12 protein-coding genes are annotated in these 13,106 nt (G+C 73.6%); 10 read left to right on the top strand and 2 right to left on the bottom strand.

Annotated features, from left to right (window positions below):
* The first annotated feature begins 115 nt into the window (after positions 1-115).
* Both ACFO60_RS07395 and ACFO60_RS07390 read left to right on the top strand, forming a co-directional pair.
* The gene (locus ACFO60_RS07395; protein WP_380838496.1) at positions 116-1,582 is read left to right on the top strand and encodes a pentapeptide repeat-containing protein; all 1,467 of its coding nucleotides are present in this window, start codon (positions 116-118) and stop codon (positions 1,580-1,582) included.
* 154 nt (positions 1,583-1,736) lie between these two features.
* A complete protein-coding gene (locus ACFO60_RS07390) occupies positions 1,737-2,459 on the top strand; it encodes a permease prefix domain 1-containing protein (RefSeq protein WP_380838494.1) in 723 nt (240 codons plus the stop codon).
* A gap of 45 nt (positions 2,460-2,504) precedes the next feature.
* On the opposite strand, the gene ACFO60_RS07385 is transcribed toward ACFO60_RS07390, so the two are convergent.
* On the bottom strand, positions 2,505-2,834 hold the full coding sequence (locus ACFO60_RS07385) for a PadR family transcriptional regulator (protein WP_380838492.1): 330 nt from the start codon (positions 2,832-2,834) through the stop codon (positions 2,505-2,507).
* An 85-nt stretch (positions 2,835-2,919) separates the two neighbouring features.
* Between ACFO60_RS07385 and ACFO60_RS07380 the strand changes: the two genes are divergently transcribed.
* From ACFO60_RS07380 to ACFO60_RS07345, 8 genes are all read left to right on the top strand, one after another.
* Positions 2,920-4,104 (top strand): cytochrome ubiquinol oxidase subunit I, encoded by a 1,185-nt coding sequence (locus tag ACFO60_RS07380; protein ID WP_380838490.1) that lies wholly within the window; start codon positions 2,920-2,922, stop codon positions 4,102-4,104.
* 143 nt (positions 4,105-4,247) lie between these two features.
* Complete coding sequence (locus ACFO60_RS07375; RefSeq protein ID WP_380838488.1) at positions 4,248-5,051, top strand: cytochrome d ubiquinol oxidase subunit II; 804 nt, start codon at positions 4,248-4,250, stop codon at positions 5,049-5,051.
* 7 nt (positions 5,052-5,058) lie between these two features.
* Entirely contained in the window at positions 5,059-7,086 is a 2,028-nt protein-coding gene (cydD, locus tag ACFO60_RS07370; RefSeq protein ID WP_380838486.1) for a thiol reductant ABC exporter subunit CydD, read from the top strand.
* Entirely contained in the window at positions 7,083-8,828 is a 1,746-nt protein-coding gene (cydC, locus tag ACFO60_RS07365; RefSeq protein ID WP_380838484.1) for a thiol reductant ABC exporter subunit CydC, read from the top strand. The genes cydD and cydC overlap by 4 nt, the downstream gene beginning before the upstream one ends.
* 258 nt (positions 8,829-9,086) lie before the next feature.
* Positions 9,087-9,749: a hypothetical protein gene (locus ACFO60_RS07360; protein WP_380838482.1), complete on the top strand. Its 663-nt coding sequence runs from the start codon at positions 9,087-9,089 to the stop codon at positions 9,747-9,749.
* Positions 9,746-10,168: a winged helix-turn-helix domain-containing protein gene (locus tag ACFO60_RS07355; RefSeq protein WP_380838480.1), complete on the top strand. Its 423-nt coding sequence runs from the start codon at positions 9,746-9,748 to the stop codon at positions 10,166-10,168. The genes ACFO60_RS07360 and ACFO60_RS07355 overlap by 4 nt, the downstream gene beginning before the upstream one ends.
* Positions 10,165-11,055, top strand: coding sequence for an ABC transporter ATP-binding protein (locus ACFO60_RS07350; protein ID WP_380838478.1), 891 nt, complete (start codon positions 10,165-10,167; stop codon positions 11,053-11,055). The genes ACFO60_RS07355 and ACFO60_RS07350 overlap by 4 nt, the downstream gene beginning before the upstream one ends.
* Positions 11,056-11,098: 43 nt before the next feature.
* Positions 11,099-11,836, top strand: coding sequence for an ABC transporter permease (locus tag ACFO60_RS07345; RefSeq protein WP_380838476.1), 738 nt, complete (start codon positions 11,099-11,101; stop codon positions 11,834-11,836).
* Between the two features lie 110 nt (positions 11,837-11,946).
* Here the strand turns inward: ACFO60_RS07345 and ACFO60_RS07340 are convergent, their stop codons facing one another.
* A complete protein-coding gene (locus ACFO60_RS07340) occupies positions 11,947-13,104 on the bottom strand; it encodes an alpha/beta hydrolase family protein (RefSeq protein WP_380838474.1) in 1,158 nt (385 codons plus the stop codon).
* Between the last annotated feature and the right edge of the window lie 2 nt (positions 13,105-13,106).

The following is a 13,106-nucleotide window of genomic DNA, read 5'->3' as shown; positions in this document are numbered from 1 at the left end:
AGCCTTGGCGGCTGTAGACGTAGCGAGCCGGGAGAACCCGACGCCGCGGATACACTCTGTCAGCTTTCCGTCACGATTTAGCGACCCGTTACCTGACATTGGGTATGTCTTGGGCATGACGCCCCCGCTGAAGACACGCTCGCTCGACGTCGGCTGGCAGACCTGCGACGCGCCGGCCGGGTGCGCCGGGATCGCGTGCCGGCCCTACGATCGCTGCCTGGCACACCTGACGCCCGCCGAGCAGGGGCGGTTCCTGGGCCGCCTGGCCCCGGGCGGCGGCGTCGACCTGCGCGGCACCACCCTGGACGAGGAGCTGCTCACCCGGGTGCTGACCGCCGCCGGGCGCCACCTCGGCAGGGCCAGGTTCGACCGCGCCGTGTTCACCGGGCCGGCCCGGTTCGGCGAGGTGGTCTTCGCCGGGGACGCGACCTTCGACCACGCGCGCTTCGACCACCTGGCCTCGTTCTTCGGCACGCGCTTCACCCGCAACGCCTCATTCCGCGAGGCGCGCTTCTCCCGCGAGTTCTCCATGCACGGTGCTCGCCTGCGCGGGCACGGGACCTTCGACCGCGTGCGCGTCGGCAGCGACGCGCTGTTCGGCGACACCCGGTTCGGCAGGGACGCCTCGTTCCGCGGAGCCGAGTTCCACGGGTTCGCGGCCTTCGACGGCGCCGTGTTCGATGACGACGCCCTGTTCCGCGGGGCGCGCTTTCGCAGGGCGGTGTCGTTTCGGAAGGCGGTCTTCGGCGGCACGGCCGGGTTCGAGGGGGCCGGCTTCCATGGCGGCGCGTTCCTCACCGGGCTGCGCGCCGGCCGCCGCCTGGTGCTCTCGGGCATCCACGCCTCGGCGCCGCTGGAGCTGGAGGCCTCCGGGTGCCCGGTCGACCTGCGGGCGGCCCGGGTGTCCGCCAGGTTCACCGCGCGACTGTCGGACGTCGACCTCGAACTGCGCGAGGCGATCCTCAGCGCCCCGGCGGCCGTGTCCGGGCACGCGGGAAGGCTGCGGGTGCTGTCGCTGGACCGGCTGGACGCCTGCGCGCTGACGCTGCGCGGCGCCGACCTGAGCGGCTGCCGGCTGGCCCAGGTGCGGCGGCCCGAGGCGCTGCGGCTGTCGGGCTGCCACTTCGCCGCCACGCCCGAGGGCGTGCGGGTCGGCCTGCGCTGGCCGCCGGTGCTGTGGTGGAGCAGCCGCCGCGTCCTCGCCGACGAGCACGCCTGGCGCGGCTGGTCCACGCGCGCCGAGCAGCCGCTCGCCCCGGACCGGCTGGCCGCCCTGTACGAGCGCGTGCGGCGGGCCGTGGACGACAAGGAGACCTCGGCGGACTTCGCGTTCGGCGCCATGGAGATGCGCCGCCTTTCTACTCGTCGGCGGCACGCGCGGATGGCCCTGGCGGCCTACTGGCTGGCCTGCGGATACGGCCTGCGCATGGGGCGGGCGCTCGGCTGGCTGGCCGTGGCGGCGGCGGTCGCCGCCGGGGCCCTGGTGTGGACGGCCGGCGCCCACCCGGGCCGGCGCCCGGTCGGCCATCGCTCCCCCAGCCCGGCCCCGGCCGTCCACGCCACCGCCACCGGCATCGGCTGACCCCGCCGGCCCGGCGGATCGTCGCAGGTCGGACCGGCTCCCTGGTCCGGGCTCTTTCAGGGAGAACTCGGGGGTTACCCGGATTACCATCTGCCGCCTCGCAGGAGACAATGGAGACCAAAGGCCCACGGCGGGCGGTGAACCTGGGGAGAGCATGGCGAGCGCGAGTGTCATCGACGACTACGTGACCACACTCGATCGCACGCTGCGCGGCCCCGCGCGGGTCCGGCGCGACCTGGTGACCGAGGCGCGCGACAGCCTCGCCGACGCCACCGAGGCCCACCTCGCCGAGGGGGTCGGCCGCGACGAGGCAGAGCGCATGGCGGTCGCCGAGTTCGGGCCCGTCGGCGAGATAGCCCCCGGCTACCAGGAGGAACTCGCCGCGCAGCAGGGCCGCAGGACCGCGGCGGTGCTGTTCCTGACCGTGCCGCTCATGACGCTCATCTGGAGCGGCATCTGGATCGTGTACCCCGAGCCCGCGGCGACCCTCATCGCGGGCAAGCCCGCCTGGTTCACGCCGCTCGCGCGCTTCCTCGACTTCTTCCAGTTCGGCATGGGCGTTCTCGGCGCCTTCGCCCTGTTCGCCTTCGGGCGGGGACGCGGCCGGCTGAAGCGGCCGGGTGTCCTCACGCGGGCACTGGGCATCCTCGTGTGGATCCAGGTCCCGGTGGTCTTCTTCATCGGTCTGGCGCTGGCCGCGGGGGCCGGGCGGTCGTTCAGCGGCTTCACCGACTACACGCCCGGGACGGTGGCGAGCGTGCTCAGCTATCTGATGTGCGGGACCCTGCTGTGGAGCGCCGCGCGCTGCCTGATCGCCTCACGCCCCACCCAGCCCGCGCCGGCCTCCCCCGCGTACCGGCCCGGCGCCCTGAACTGAGGCGTCCGCGCCGACGCGGCGTTCCCACCGGGTGGCCGGCGGCCGTCAGTCCTGGAGGCGCGGGGCGAGGACGCTGCCGATGACATCGGTGAACTGCCGCCACGACGACCTTTCGCCTGCCAGCGCCGCGCTCCCGCTGGAGGTCAGCCGGTAGGTGCGGCGCTTGCGGCCGGCCACCGTCGCCCACTCGCTCGTGAGGTGGCCCACGCGCTCGAGCCTGCGCAGCGCGGGATAGACCGTGCCGGTCGGGACGCTGAGCGCGCCTCCGCTGCGCTCCTGCAACGCTTCGATGATCGCGTAACCGTGCAGGGGCCCGGCCTCCAGCACGGAGAGCAGCAAGGCGTCCATGTGACCGCGGAGCGCGTCGGGATTCACCGCTAAAGCCTATCCAGATGCGTCATGGCCCCAGTCTATAGGTAGGCTCTCTATATGTAGCCAGACACAACATGAAAGAGGAGCCATGGACGTGACCGACCTGGCCCGGCTCCAGTTCGCCGTGACGGGGAGCCTGCACTTCCTGTTCGTCGTGCTGACGCTGGGCCTGGCCCCCCTTGTCGCGATAATGCAGACCCGCCATGCCATCAGCGGCAAGCCGGTCTTCGAGCGCATGACCCGCTTCTGGGGCCAGATCTACGTGATCAACTACGCGCTCGGCGTGTTCACCGGGCTGGTGATGGAGTTCCAGTTCGGGCTCAGCTGGAGCGGGCTGACGCACTACGCGGGGGCCGTGTTCGGCGCACCGCTGGCGATCGAGACGCTCGTGGCGTTCTTCCTGGAGTCCACCTTCCTCGGCCTGTGGATCTTCGGCTGGAACCGCCTGCCCAAGAAGCTGCACCTGGCCTGCATCTGGCTGGTCGTGCTCACCGCCTACGCCAGCGCCTTCTGGATCATGGTGGCGAACTCCTTCCTCCAGCATCCGGTCGGCGTCCGGCAGAGCGGCGACCACCTCGCCCTCACCGACTTCGGCGCGCTGCTGACCAATCCGAGCCTGGTGATGGCCTTCCCGCACGTCATCGGCGCCGGGCTGTTCGCCGGCAGCTTCCTGATCATCGGGGCCAGCGCCTACCACCTGTTCCGGCGCACCCCCGAGCAGGAGTTCTTCCGCCGGTCGCTGCGCACGGGGGTGGTGTGGGCGTTCATCGGCTCGAACATCGCCGTCGGGTTCGGGTACGCGCAGTTCGCCTTCGTCGGCGACATCCAGCCTGACAAGTTCAACGGCGCGATCCCCAGGATGGCGCTCGAGAACATGCTCCTCATCGGGCAGCTCGTGCACACGATCGTGATGTTCGTCCTGCTGCCCCTGCTGTTCCGCAACCTGCTCGCCCGCGCCCGGTGGCTGCACCCGGTGCTCATGATCATGACGCCCCTGCCGTTCATCGCGGCGATCCTCGGCTGGCTCACCCGCGAGGTCGGCCGCCAGCCCTGGCTGGTGTACGGAAAGCTCACCGTGGCCGACGCCATGTCGCCCGGCCTCACCCAGCAGATGGTGACCTTCTCCTTCACCGCCTTCGCCGGCGTGCTGACGCTGCTGGCCGTCATCGACTACCTGCTGATCGCCCGCGTCGTCCGGCGGGGTCCCGAACGAGCCGACCTCGGCGTGGCCGAGCCCGCCGAACCCTCCCCCGCCCCGGCCCTCGCCCTGTGACCTCCCGACCGACCCGCGGCACCCCCGCCCCTCTCGTCCCACTCGTCCCTCTGTAGGACGCCCCCGTCCCTCTCGTCCCCCTGTGCCCTCGGGTCCGCGGACCCGCGCGGCCCACGGACCCTCCCCCACCGAGGAGTTCCCCTATGGAGATCATCTGGCCGGCGATCCTCGCCGTGCTCCTGATCGGCTATTTCGCGCTGGAAGGCTTCGACATCGGCGTGGGCATGATGCTCCCCGTGCTGAGCCGGGCGCGCGAGCGGGCCGGAGAGCCGGGCTCCCGGCAACGGCACCGCGACCGCCTGGTGTCGGCCATCGCCCCATTCGTCCTGGCCAACGAGATCTGGCTGGTCGCCGCCGTGGGCACCCTGTTCGGCGCGTTCCCCTCACTGGAGGGCAAGGTCATCACCGGCCTGTACCCCGTCGTGGTCACGCTGCTGGTGTCCTGGATCCTGCGCGACGCCGGACTGTGGTTCCGGCGCAGGCTCGACGGCGCCACCTGGCGGGCCTTCTGGGACGCCGTCTTGTGCGCCGGTTCATGGGGCCTGGCCCTGAGCTGGGGATTCGCGCTGGCATCCCTGATACGCGGGCTGCCGGACCAGCCGTTCGACCTGATCGGGCTGCTCTACGGCGCCGCCGTGGCCGCCGCGTTCGCCTTCCACGGCCGCGCCTTCACCGAGTGGCGCCTGTCGGGCCCGAGCGAGTCGGGCCGCACCGGCCGGCGACTGCGGCGCTCGGCCGCCGTCGCCGCCCTGCCCGTGGCGGCGCCGCTGGCGGCGCTGGCCCCGGCGCTGCTCGATCACACCGCCTCCGCCGCGACGCTCGGTGTGCTCAATCTCATCGTCCTGCCCGTCACACCCATCCTGGTGGCGGCGCAAGTATGGGTATGGCGCACGTTCGGCCCGACCAGGTCCGCCGGCGCCGCGGCGGCCATCCCTTCCTTCTTCTGAGGAGCCGATGCACAAGGATCTGCTGCGCCTGGCGCGCACCGAGCCGGCGGTCCGCCTCCACCTCACGGTGTGCCTGACGGCGGCCGTCGTGGCCGGGCTGCTGGTGCTGGCGCAGGCCGAGCTGCTGTCGGGCGTGCTGTCCGGCGCGTTCACCACGGCCGCCCTGCTGCCGCTGGCGGCCGTGGTGGTGGCGCGGGCGCTGCTCGGCGGCCTCCAGGGCGTCGCGGCCGGCCGCACGGCGACGGCGCTGAAATCGGTGCTGCGTGGCAGGCTGCTGTCACGGCTGCGCGGCCTCGGGCCGGCCCGGCTCACCGCGCACCGGTCCGGCGAACTGGTCACGCTCGCCGGACGGGGGCTGGACGCGCTCGACCCCTACCTCACCGGTTACCTCCCCGCGGTCGCCGTGGCCGGGGTGGTGCCGGTCGCCGTGCTGGTCCGGCTGTTCGCCGCCGACCTCGGCACCGCCGTCATCGTCCTGCTCACACTGCCGCTGATCCCGGTCTTCGGGGCGCTGGTCGGGTGGCAGACCAAGGCGGTCACCGAGCGGCAGTGGCGGGCGCTGTCGCGCCTCGGCGGCCACTTCCTGGACGTGGTCCGCGGCCTGCCGACGCTGCGCGCGTTCGGGCGGGCGCACTACCAGGCCACGGTGATCCGCCAGGTCGCGGACGCCCACCGTTCGGCCACCATGCGCACGCTCCGCGTGGCCTTCCTGTCCTCGCTGGTGCTCGAACTGGTCGCCTCGCTCTCCCTCGCGCTCGTCGCCGTCCCGGTCGGCCTGCGGCTGCTGTCGGGGTCGCTCGACCTGCGCACGGCCCTGCTGGTCCTGCTGCTCGCCCCCGAGGCCTACATCCCGCTGCGCATGATGGGCACGAGGTTCCACGCCGCCATGGAGGGCGTCGCCGCCGCCGACGACGCCTTCGCCGTCCTCGCGGACGGCGCCCCGGACACGGCGGACGCTCGCGGAACCGCCTCGGCCACCACCGAGCAGGCGGTGCGAGGCGAGAGCTCGCCCGAACCGGTCACCGCCGCGGACGGGACGTCTCCGCCGCCTCCGGGCGTGCCGGAGATCCGGCTGGAGAACGTCACGGTCCGATACCCGGGCCGCGGGGACGCCGCGCTCGACGGCGTGTCGCTGACCGTCGCCCCCGGCGAGCGCCTGGCGCTGGTCGGCGAGAGCGGCGCCGGCAAGAGCACTCTGCTCCACCTGCTGCTCGGCTTCGTCACCCCCGCAGAGGGGCGCGTGCTGGTCGGCGGCGTGGACCTTTCGGCCCTGGACGCCGACCAGTGGCGGCGCCGCCTGGCGTTCGTGCCGCAGCGCCCCCACCTGTTCGCCGCCTCCGTCGCCGAGAACATCCGGCTGGGCTCCGACGCCTCCGGCGAGGAGGTCCGCGCCGCGGCGGCCGCCGCGCGGGCGGACGAGTTCGCGGAGGCGCTTCCCGAGGGGTACGCGACCGTGGTCGGCGAGCGCGGGGCCGACCTGTCGGCGGGCCAGCGGCAGCGCGTCGCCCTGGCGCGCGCCTTCTGCCGCCCCGGCGCCCAGGTGCTGCTGCTGGACGAGCCGACCGCGCGCCTGGACGGAAGGAGCGAGGCCGCGATCGTCGAGGCCACCCGTACGCTGGCCGAGGGCCGTACCGCCGTCATCGTCGCGCACCGGCCCGCCATGATCGACCTCGCCGACCGCGTCGTCCGGGTGGACGCCGGGAAGATCGTCTCCGACCACAGGGTGACCCGCCCGCCGGCCGGCGCCGCACCCGCGCGACCTGGCGCCCCAGTCGGCCCCCCACACCCCGTCCGGCCCTTGGACGGCACGAACGACGACCCGCGACCCGCCCGATTCCCGGACGGCGAGAACGGCGACCCGCGACCCGTCCGATCTCTGGACGGCGAGAACGACGACAAGCGACCCGCCCGGCCCCCGGACGGCACGAACGACGACCCCCGTCCCGTCCGATCCCCGGACGGCACGAACGGCGACCCGCCGCCGGTCCCGTCGCCGGAGGCGCGGGGCGGAGCGGCGTGGGGAGGCTCGCGATGACCACCGGCACCCTGCCCCGCACTCCGGCCACCGGAGGCGCTCCGGCCGCCGGGCGGCTGCTGTCCGGCATGGGCGGCCGCACGCTGACCGCCGTCGCGGCGGGCGCCGCCGCCGAGCTGGCCTCGCTGGCGCTCATCGGCTCGGCGGCCTGGCTGATCACCCGTGCGGCCGAGCAGCCGCCGCTGGCCGCCCTCAGCGTGGCCATCGTGGGGGTGCGGGCGTTCGCGACGAGCCGGGGCGTGTTCCGGTACGCCGAGCGCCTGGCCGGTCACGACGTGGCCCTGCGCGCCCAGGCCACCACGCGCGAACGGCTGTACCAGGCGCTCATCCCGTCCAGGCCGCCCGGCGACCGGGGCGCCGACCTGCTGAGCCGCATGGTGGACGACACCGACGCCGTGCAGGACCTGCTGGTCCGCTGCCTGCTGCCCGCCCTGGCCGCCCTGGTGACCGCCGTCGCCGCCGTGACGCTGGGGGCCTTCCTGCTGCCCGCGGCCGCGCTGGTCCTGCTGGCGGGCCTGCTGGTCGCGGGGGTGCTGCTGCCCGCGGGCACGGCGACCGCGGCCCGGCGCTGGTCGGCGCGCCTTGCCCCCGCGAGAGCCGTCCTGGCTGCGCGGGTCGCCGACCTGGTGCACGGCGCCGCCGACCTCGCCGCCTATGGGGCGGGCGATCGGGCGCTCGCCGCCGCCGCGGAGGCCGGCGCGAGGCTCGCGGCCCTCGAGCGGCGTCAGAGCAGGGCGAACGCCGCCGCTCTCATGCTCGGCACCCTGGTGCAGGGCCTCACCGTGGCCGCGATCGTGCTGGTCGCCCAGCGGGCGGGGCTCGGGACGGTGCCCACGGCCGTGCTGGCGCTGACGGCCCTGGTCTCGTTCGAGCCGGTCCTGCCGCTGGCCGCCGCGGGCGAGCGGTTCGCCGGGGTGACCGCGGCGCTGCGCAGGCTGAGGGAGGTCCAGGCCACCCCCGCCGCCGTGCCGGAGCCGGCCGCGCCCGTTCCCATGCCGGCCGGGCCGCTGACCGTCGAGGTGGAGGACCTGGTGGTCCGCCACGCCCCCGGCAGGGCGCCGGCTCTGGACGGGGTGTCCCTGACCCTGACCCCGGGCAAGCGCGTCGCCGTGGTCGGGCCGAGCGGCGCGGGCAAGAGCACGCTGCTGTCCGCCCTCATGCGCACGGCCGGCTTCGAGGCCGGAACCGTCCGCGTCGGCGGCGTCGACGTCCGCGAGCTCTCCTCCGACGACGTCCGGTCCCAGATCACCGGCCTGACGCAGGACCCGTACGTGTTCCGCGCCACGCTGCGCGACAACCTGCGGCTGGCGGGGCCGGAGGCGGACGACGACGAGCTGGCCGGGGCCGTGCGCCGGGCGCGGCTGGACGCCTGGGTCGAGCGCACCGGCTGGGACGTGACGCTGGGCGAGGACGGGCGCACCGTCTCCGGCGGCCAGCTCCAGCGGCTCGCCCTGGCCCGCGCCCTGCTGCACGATCCGGAGATCCTGCTGCTCGACGAGCCCGCGGAGTCCCTCGACGGGGCCACGGCCGACGCTCTGATGGCCGACCTGCTCGACGCCACCCACGGCCGCACGACGCTGCTGGTCACCCACCGCCTGCACGGCCTGGAAGGCGTCGACGAGATCGTCGTGCTGGAGGCCGGGCGCGTCATCCAGCGCGGCCGCCACGACGAGCTGGCGGCCGTCCCCGGCTACTACCGCGACCTGTGGGAGTCCGAGGCCCTCACCGCCGTCACCCCCTGACGAGGTCAGAGCGCCCGACGCCCGCTCCTCCCGGTCCCCGGCCCGGCCTCCCGCTCGGCGGGTCCTCACCCCGCCCCGCCGGCCGGCCGGCCCGCACCCTCCTCCCCGCCGAGGAGCCGCCCATCAGGCCGTCCTTCTCGGCGGGGTTCGAACGCCCTGAGCGTGCCCTTTCTGATTTGCCGCGCAGGGTGGTTTACATCGCAAACTGGTTGGGTTTATAGTTCAAACCAGTTTGCGGGTGGGTTCGGAGGAGGGGTCATGCGATCGGACGAGGCCGAGGACGCCGAGGGTGAGCGGGCGCTCGGCCCGCAGGAGATGCTCGGCATCATCGAGGCGCAGCGGGCCGCGGCCGCGCGGCACTTCGCGAGCCCTCTGCCGATCTTCTACGTCGTCTGGGGGCTGGTGTGGTTCCTCGGGTACGGCGCCTTCTTCGTCCGCTACGGGCTGTCAGGGCGGCCGGACGGGCCCATCTCGCTCGGCGCGGCGCTGGCGATCCTGTTCGGCACCATCGGCGTGGCCCTCGCCATCAGCGGATACCTCGGGTGGAAGCAGGGCAGCCAGGTCCGCGGCACGTCCCAGGCGCGCGGCACGATGTACGGCCTGACGTGGTTCTTCGGCTACATGCTGGTAGGGGCCGTGTGCGGCCACTTCGGCACGCTCCTGCCGGAGGCCGAGCGCACTCTCCTGTGGTGCTGCGCCTCCATGATGGTCGTCAGCCTGCTGTTCATGGCGGGGGCGGCCGTGTGGAACGTGCGCCCGATGTTCTACATCGGCGGCTGGATCGCCGTCGTGAACGTCGCGGGCGTGATGGCCGGGCCGGGGCTGCACGCGCTGTTCTCCGCCGTGGGGGTGGGCGGCGCCTTCGTCGCCGCGGGCGCGATGGTCCACCTGAGCACGCGTCTCCGGCCGGGCAGGGCATGACCCCGTCAGCGGGGCTGCCCGAGCTCGATCCGGTCATCCACGCCCAGGCGCGCCTGCGCGTCGTCACCGCGCTGTCCACCCTGGCCGAGGGGGACCAGATCAGCTTCCCCGGTCTGAAGGACATCCTCGGCATGACGGCGGGCAACCTCTCGGTCCACCTCAGCAAACTCGAGAACGCGGGATACGTCGAGATCGGCAAGACCCACCGGGGACGCACCCCGGTGACGTTCGTGGCGCTCACCCGCAGAGGCCGGCTCGCCTTCGACGACTACACGGCCGCCATCCGCGCGCTGCTCGACATGGCCGGCGCCCAACCGGCACGGGCGCACGCGCCGGGTTCCCCCACGACCGCCGACGGCGGCGCGGCAGTTCCACCTACATCCGGCACAGATCCGGAAGAGACGGGGCAGAAAGCATGACGGAGACGCTGGCCAGCGCGGTCGAGGTGAGCCGCCGCTACGGCGAGGTGGTGGCGCTGAACCCGACGTCACTGGACATCCGGGCCGGAGAGCTCATCGGCCTGCTCGGCCCGAACGGCGCCGGCAAGTCGACCCTGGTCAACCTGCTGGCGGGGCTGCGGCGGCCCTCGTCGGGCTCGGTCACGCTGTTCGGGGGCCCGCCCGCCGATCCGGCCCGCCGCCGCGAGCTCGGCATGACCCCCCAGGAGACGGGGCTTCCGCCGACGCTGCGCGTGCGCGAGTGCGTCGACTTCGTCGCCGCCCACTTTTCTTCGCGGGCCGACCGCGACGAGCTTCTCGAACGCTTCGGGCTCACCGAGGTGCGCGACCGGCAGATCGGGGGCCTGTCGGGCGGGCAGAAGAGGCGGATCGCGGTCGCCCTGGCCTTCGCCGGGCGGCCGCGGCTCGTCCTGCTCGACGAGCCGACCACGGGGCTGGACGTCGAGGCGCGCCGCGCGCTGTGGGACGCGATCCGCGACTTCCACGCCGACGGCGGCACCGTGCTGCTGACCAGCCACTACCTGGAGGAGATCGAGGCACTGGCCCAGCGGGTCGTCGTCCTCGGCAAGGGACGGGTGCTCGCCGACGGCACCCTCGCGTCGGTGCGCGGCATGGTCGGGGTGCGCCGGGTCAGCCTGACCGCGGGCCACCTGCCCGAACTGCCGGGCGTGCTCAGCTCCGCGACCGAGGACGGCCGGACGCACCTGGTCACGGCCGACGCCGACCTGCTGGTCCGCGAGCTGGTCAGGTCCGAGGTCCCCTTCTCCGACCTGGAGATCCGGGCGACCACCCTGGAGGAGGCCTTCCTGGCGATCACCGCCGGAGAGGCCGAACCGGCCGCCGTCTGACCGCCCCCCGTTTCCGGCCGAGCCCCTTCAGAAAGAGCCCCCCATGTCACTCGTGATGACGCACGTGAAATACCAGTTCCTGGAGACGATCCGCATCCCCATCGCGGTGATCGGCAACACGTTCTTCCCCTCCGCCTCGATGCTGTTCTTCGTCGTCCCGTTCGCGGGCGGCGATCCCGTGGCCGCGACCTACGCGACCGGCTCGATGATGACGTTCGCGGTGATGGGGACCTGCCTGTTCACCTACGGGGTCGGCGTCTCCGAGGACCGCGCGCAGCCCTGGGACCCCTACATTCGCACCCTGCCCGCCGGCGCCTGGCCGAGGTTCGCGGGCCGGCTGCTCACCGGCCTGGCGTTCCTGGCACTCGCACTGCTGCCGGTGGCCCTGATCGCCGCGCTGCTCACCGAGGCGACGGTGACGCCCCTCGGCGCGCTGCTGGGCCTTGGGGCGCTGGCCGTCGCCGCCGTCCCGTTCACCATGCTGGGCCTGCTGATCGGGTATGCGCTGCCGTCGAAGGCGGCGATCGCCGTCGCGCAGGTCGTGTTCCTGCCGATGGCTTTCGGCAGCGGGCTGCTCACCGGCCCGGAGCAGGCGCCGGGCTTCATCGAGGTCATCGCCCCCTATCTGCCGGCGCGCGGCGCGGTCGAACTGGTGTGGGCCGCGACCGGGGACTTCACGCCGCAGCCCCTCGCGCTGGTGATGATGGCGGTGTGGACGGCCGTCGCGGGCGGCCTGGCCGTCTGGGCCTACCGCCGCGACGAGGGCCGCAGATTCTCCTGAGGACGGCTCTCCGCTCCTCACCCGCCCCCGGCCTGGGCACGGCCGTCCGCTCCCACCTCGCGGGATCGGACGGTCTCCGGCGTCCGCGACGGCTTCGGGGTCGCAGGGCCTCAGGATTGACCACAGGTCCCGGGGCAGAACCTGACCTCGGGGTAGCGTGATGACGGCTTGTCCAGGATGGGCCGCCGCTTCGACTTCAGATGCTGATCGAGGAAGGCGGCCACGTACGTGCGGGTGAGCTCGGCGGAGCGCGCCGCGGGCAGGACACCGTCGACGGGCTTGACGCCGAGCGCGCCCGCCATCAGCGGGCCGTCGGTGAACGACTGGTGTTCCGCGCCCGTCAGCACGAGCCAGCGTTTCCAGCCGGTCAGCAGCTTCCAGTCGCGGTCCCACGAATTGTCGCGCCCGCCGGTGATGTGCGACGGCGACCCCATGAACATGAACGGCCGGGAGAACCCGCTTTTGGGGATCCGGGCGTAGGTCGTGCCGTCCATGTCGATCCCGGCGCGGATCCGAGGGTCCCTCACCATGGCCGCCACGGCGCCGGCCCCGCCGATCGACTGGCCTGCCATCGCGATCCTGGAGCGGTCGATCCGGCCGGAGCCGTCCCACTTCGACGTCAGCTGGTCCAGCACGAAGGAGACGTCCGCCGCCCGTCCCTGGACCACTCCCGTGCCGAAGCCCGGGTCGCTGTCGCTGTCGCACGCCAGGCATTCGGCGACCCGCCCGTCGGCCAAGGTCGTGGCGTAGCTCTCGTAGGTGTGGTCGATCCCGGCCACGACGTACCCGCGGCTGGCCAGATCCTCGGCCAGGGACGTGAGCGTGCTCACCGGCTTGGTGAAGCCCGGGGACAGCACCACCAGCGGAAGCCCGCGCCCCGCCGGTTCGGCGTCCTCGATGGCGTTCGTGCGCGTCTTGCTCAGCGTGTCGTACGGCACGCGGGCGATCCGCAAGCCCTTGATCAGCAGCTCCGACTCCTTGGGCGTCATGTACGGCGCCCGCCGCCCGTCCCGCTGCTCGGTCGGATACCACAGGGTGACCTTGAGCTCTCTGGCGCCGGCGTCGAGGTTCCAAGGGTCGGGGCGGGAGGCGTCTTTCAGATGCAGGGCGGTGGTGCCGACCCGGTGGGCGCCGGTGGGGACGGGCAGGGCGGCGGGGCCGGTGGGCGTGGCCGACGGGCCGGCGGCGGAGCGGGGCGGCGTGGGCGCGGAGCAGGCGGACACGGCGAGGACGGCCAGTCCCGCGGCGACTGCCAGGATCTGTCTCATGA

Source organism: Sphaerisporangium dianthi (assembly GCF_042654065.1).
Taxonomy (GTDB): domain Bacteria; phylum Actinomycetota; class Actinomycetes; order Streptosporangiales; family Streptosporangiaceae; genus Sphaerisporangium; species Sphaerisporangium dianthi.
The sequence above is the reverse complement of the archived record's forward strand: the minus strand, read 5'-3'. Positions and strand labels throughout refer to the sequence as shown.

What these genes read in the sequence shown, in the direction of transcription:
- ACFO60_RS07390 (WP_380838494.1), top strand. Translation starts at nt 1,737, where the DNA reads ATGGCGAGCGCGAGTGTCATCGACGACTACGTGACCACACTCGATCGC.
- ACFO60_RS07355 (WP_380838480.1), top strand. Translation starts at nt 9,746, where the DNA reads ATGACCCCGTCAGCGGGGCTGCCCGAGCTCGATCCGGTCATCCACGCC.
- cydD (WP_380838486.1), top strand. Translation starts at nt 5,059, where the DNA reads ATGCACAAGGATCTGCTGCGCCTGGCGCGCACCGAGCCGGCGGTCCGC.
- ACFO60_RS07395 (WP_380838496.1), top strand. Translation starts at nt 116, where the DNA reads ATGACGCCCCCGCTGAAGACACGCTCGCTCGACGTCGGCTGGCAGACC.
- ACFO60_RS07340 (WP_380838474.1), bottom strand. Translation starts at nt 13,104, where the DNA reads ATGAGACAGATCCTGGCAGTCGCCGCGGGACTGGCCGTCCTCGCCGTG.
- ACFO60_RS07375 (WP_380838488.1), top strand. Translation starts at nt 4,248, where the DNA reads ATGGAGATCATCTGGCCGGCGATCCTCGCCGTGCTCCTGATCGGCTAT.
- ACFO60_RS07345 (WP_380838476.1), top strand. Translation starts at nt 11,099, where the DNA reads ATGTCACTCGTGATGACGCACGTGAAATACCAGTTCCTGGAGACGATC.
- ACFO60_RS07360 (WP_380838482.1), top strand. Translation starts at nt 9,087, where the DNA reads ATGCGATCGGACGAGGCCGAGGACGCCGAGGGTGAGCGGGCGCTCGGC.
- ACFO60_RS07380 (WP_380838490.1), top strand. Translation starts at nt 2,920, where the DNA reads ATGGACGTGACCGACCTGGCCCGGCTCCAGTTCGCCGTGACGGGGAGC.
- ACFO60_RS07350 (WP_380838478.1), top strand. Translation starts at nt 10,165, where the DNA reads ATGACGGAGACGCTGGCCAGCGCGGTCGAGGTGAGCCGCCGCTACGGC.
- cydC (WP_380838484.1), top strand. Translation starts at nt 7,083, where the DNA reads ATGACCACCGGCACCCTGCCCCGCACTCCGGCCACCGGAGGCGCTCCG.